At 37.5% G+C, this 4507-nt stretch carries 3 protein-coding genes; 1 reads left to right on the top strand and 2 read right to left on the bottom strand.

Annotation, left to right across the window (positions count from 1 at the left end):
- A partial coding sequence (gene dnaE, locus ACY65O_RS12465; protein ID WP_462221185.1) for a DNA polymerase III subunit alpha occupies nt 1–1831 on the bottom strand: 1831 nt, incomplete at its 3' end.
- 417 nt (nt 1832–2248) lie between these two features.
- Between dnaE and ACY65O_RS12460 the strand changes: the two genes are divergently transcribed.
- Nucleotides 2249–2950 carry a C40 family peptidase gene (locus tag ACY65O_RS12460; protein ID WP_462221184.1) on the top strand — a complete coding sequence of 234 codons (702 nt, stop codon included), beginning with the start codon at nt 2249–2251 and terminating at the stop codon, nt 2948–2950.
- Between the two features lie 174 nt (nt 2951–3124).
- Here ACY65O_RS12460 and ACY65O_RS12455 read toward each other — a convergent pair.
- The coding region (locus ACY65O_RS12455) for a M1 family metallopeptidase (protein ID WP_462221183.1) at nt 3125–4507 on the bottom strand (1383 nt) is incomplete at its 5' end.

Below are 4507 nucleotides of genomic sequence, written 5' to 3'. Positions count from 1 at the left end.
TTAAAATGCTGAGTGTTTTTAAACCCAGGAAGTCCATTTTAATTACACCGGCTTCTTCAATTGAATTGCCTTCAATTTGTGTCAACCATAATTCACTTTCTTTAGATGTTGCAACTGGTAATAATTCGGTAAGATCTTTAGGCGCAATGATGATGGCCGATGCATGAATGCCGGTGTTGCGTACGGAGCCTTCTAAAATTTCTGCTTCATGCAAAATGGTACTGCGTAAATCGGTGCCTGCATAAATAGCTCTTAATTGTTTTACATTTTCCAGGTCATCTGCCTGCAAAGCTTCTTTTTCTTCTAAAGATTTTTCACCACCTTTAGATTCTTTAATGGTGAAAGGCGCATGCAGTAATCTTTTTAAATTAATGCCCGGCCGCTCCGGAACTAATTTGGTTAAAGCCCTGCTTTCTATTAAGGGCAGATCCATAACCCTGGCCACATCGGCAATGCTGCTTTTTGCAGCCATGGTGCCATAGGTAATAATTTGTGCTACCTGGTTTTTACCATATTTCTGCACCACATAATCAATAACTTTTTGGCGGCCATCATCATCAAAATCCGTGTCAATATCCGGCATACTCTTACGCTCCGGATTGAGAAATCTTTCGAACAGTAAATTATATTTTATAGGATCAATATTAGTAATACCGATGCAATAAGCTACTGCACTGCCTGCAGCCGAACCACGACCCGGGCCAATAAATACGCCGATATCACGGCCATGTTTTATAAAATCACTAACAATTAAAAAGTAACCGGCAAACCCCATTTTTCTTATCACACCTAATTCAAATTGCAAACGTTCTTCACTTTCTGGTGTTAAAATTTTATAGCGTTCTTTTGCACCGCTCCAGGTTAAATGTTCTAAATAATCATCCTGTGATTTATAAGCAGGAGGTACTTCAAAAAATGGTAATAAAATTTCTTTCTTTAAATCCAGCACATCAATTTTATCTACTATTTCGTTGGTGTTATCAATTGCTTCGGGTAAATCTTCAAACACTTTAATCATTTCCACCGTGTTCTTTAAAAAAAACTGATCGTTGGGAAATGCAAAGCGTTTACTTTTTACCATTATGTCATCGTCGCTAAATTCACTTAATTTTTGAGTTGACTGTTTTTCGCCGGTGTTGATACAGAGTAAAATATCGTGTGCATTAAAATCTGATTGGTCTACGTAATGAGAATCATTGCTTGCAATAACTTTTACATTGTATTTTTTTGCAAATTTTAATAATACCGCATTTACTTTTTCCTGGTCGGGAATACCGTGGCGCTGCAGCTCCACATAATAATCCTGCTGAAAAATATTGAGCCACCATTTAAATTCATTCTCGCCTTCTTCTTCGCCTTTTTTAAGAATGGTTTGAGGAACCAATGCACCAAGGCAACAGGTAGTTGCAATTAATCCTTCGTGGTATTTATGAATGAGTTCTTTATCAATACGTGGATATTTGGAATACATTCCTTCTATATAACCCAGTGAAGTAAGCTTCACTAAATTTTTATAGCCAATATCATTTTTCGCTAAAAGTATCTGGTGATTGCGGGGATCTTTTTCTTCTTTACTAAAAGTTTTGCGGTGCCTGTCGGTAGTAATATAAAATTCACAACCCACCACTGGTTTTACTTTTAGAGTGCCATCTGCATTTTTATGATTGTAGGCTTCTTTTACAAATTCAAAAACCCCAAACATATTACCATGGTCGCTAATTGCCAATGCCGGCATGCCGTCTGCAATGGCTTTTTTATATAAATTTTTTATAGAAGCTGCGCCATCTAATAAAGAGAATTGGGTGTGTACGTGTAGATGTGAGAATTTCATGCCCCTGTCTCCGCCTCGGCGGAGAACTTATTTTTAAAGATTATTTAAATATTTTACAGCATTAAACCCGATACCAGAAAAGATGTTTAATAAAGTTTACCCTTCGTAAGCCCCTTCAAGGGTTTGGGATATGCAAATATCGGTTACAATAAAATGAGTGATGGGGCGTTTTATCCACAGCCGATAAGAAATTTAGTTTACTGTAAATGAATACTTTAACAACTAAGTTCTGTAAAAGCTTGCATATGCCGGCGTTGGGGCGTACCTTCGCCGGGCATTAGAAAAATACTATTTATTAACCAGTTTGTAGGACAAGGTTTAAAGATCAGAGTAGATAAACAGCGTAATTTAAGAACAATCAGACGACCAAAGAACACAAGATTAAGTTGTACATACGCTTAAACCAAAAGTTTACGTATGAAAAATTTATTTTTTGTTTCTGTTGCCGCTGGCATCTTTTCAGGAACATCACTATCCGTAAAAGCACAAAATTCCGTTAACACGGTTAAATTTGGCGCACAACAAAAAAAATCAGTTCAATTTATTGAGGGCATTGAAATAAAACGTGATGCCCAGGCTACTGCTGCTGAAGTGGACGTTTGGGCAGTGAACGTTAAAAAAAATGCTGTACCGGAAACTCCAAAAGTTATCAACAATGAAGTTGTTGCAAAAACGGGTTTGGCAATTGAAGCCTGCTCGCCTTTGCAATTTAAGTTTGCACAAATGATGGATACCGATGTGGAAACTTTAACCAACACAAAACTATATACTGCTATTGATAATTGGTGGGCTACACGTTACCGGTATGGCGGCACCACAAAAAAAGGAATTGACTGCAGTGCTTTAACAGGCGTTCTGTTAAGCGAAGCGTATGGTATTGCATTACCACGTACTGCAAGAGATCAGTACACAAAAAGCGAAAAAATTAAAAAAGCAGATTTACTGGAAGGTGATTTGGTTTTTTTTAATACAAGAGGCGGTGTTAGCCACGCAGGCGTTTATTTGGGCAATGGTTATTTTGTACACGCCAGTGTGCATGCCGGTGTTACCATTAACAGTTTAAAGGATGATTATTACAGTAGAAAATATATTGGTGGCGGAAGAATAATTATAGAGTAAAATATTTGCTATTGAAAATTAAAGGGAGCTCTCATAGGCTCCCTTTTCTATTTCATCTTAAATAGTGTCAGGCTGAGCTTGTCGAAGCCGGGCTTAAATTAAATGCTGTTTCCTTTCTTATTAACCCGCCTTCGACAAGCTCAGCCTGACAGTATAACAATCAAGGTTAAATGGCTAATTCACACGCTTTGTCTTTACATAAAAATTTGCATTCACCACAAAAGTTTTCCCATCATACCAATCAGCCAATTTTACCTCCTGCCATTTATCGGTGGGCTTAATCCATTGTTCACTTTTATCTGCAGCACCTAAAGAAACTTTTAATGGCAGATTAAATCCTTTCACACAACTATCATAACGGTACAAAAGTTTATAGCCTTCAATTTTATACTCCAGCACAGGTATTTGTATTGTTCTTAAATACTGATCAAAAACTTTACTGAAATTAAACTTAGCTTCTTTGCTGATATAATTTTCAATTTGTTTTGTAGTTACTGTTTGATGATAAAAAGTTTTATTTAAACCTCTTAAGATCGTCCTGAATTTTTCATCGTTATCTATTACCTGCCTGATAGCATGTAACATATTGCCTGCTTTGGGATACATATCGCCGCTGCCTTCCTGGTTTACATTGTACGGGCCAATGATGGGGATGTCGTTTTTAATACCTTTTCTTGTACCGATACAATATTCATTACCGGCTTCTTTACCGTAAAAATAATCAGTAAATAAAGTTTCGCTGTAGTTGGTAAATCCTTCATGCACCCACATATCGGCAATATCTTTTGTGGTGATGTTGTTGGCAAACCATTCGTGCCCACTTTCATGCACAATAATAAAATCCCATTTTAATCCCCAGCCGGTGGCGCTCATATCTCTTCCCAAATAACCATTTTGATATTTGTTGCCATACGCTGTTGCACTCTGGTGCTCCATGCCCAAATGCGGTGCATCAACTAATTTATAGCCATCTTTATAAAAAGGATAAGGGCCAAACCAATATTCAAATGCTTTCATCATACGTGGCGCATCTGTAAAATGTGTTTTTGCTTTTTCAAGATTTTCCTGCAGCACCCAGTAATCCATATCAAGGTCTCCATTTTCTCCTTTATAAATTTCATTAAAATGTACATACTTACCAATGTATGGAATGATACAGTAATTATTTATAGGAGAAGTAACAGCCCAATCGTAAGTAGCTGTGCCATCGTTATTATTTATTTTACCACGGTATCTTCCATTGCCCACACACATTAATGTATCGGGCACTGTTATGTGCATTTCTGCGCTGTCGGGTTCATCTGCCTGGTGATCTTTACACGGATACCATACACTTGCACCCAAACCCTGGCAGGCAACACTTACCCATGGACTGCCGTCTGCACTTTTTTTCCAGATCAATCCACCGTCCCAAGGGGGACGGCGGGCAATGGTGGGTTTGCCGTGGTAATAAGCAATTATATTATTAGACAATACCCTACCTAAAAACATTTTATCTATTTTAAGAAAGTAAGCATTACCGTCTTTTTTAAAAGGAATTTTTGTTTTGGCGGTTTT

The organism is Ferruginibacter sp. (assembly GCF_031430955.1).
In the GTDB taxonomy this organism is placed as follows: Bacteria; Bacteroidota; Bacteroidia; order Chitinophagales; family Chitinophagaceae; genus Ferruginibacter.
This window is presented reverse-complemented; position numbering and strand designations above follow the sequence as displayed.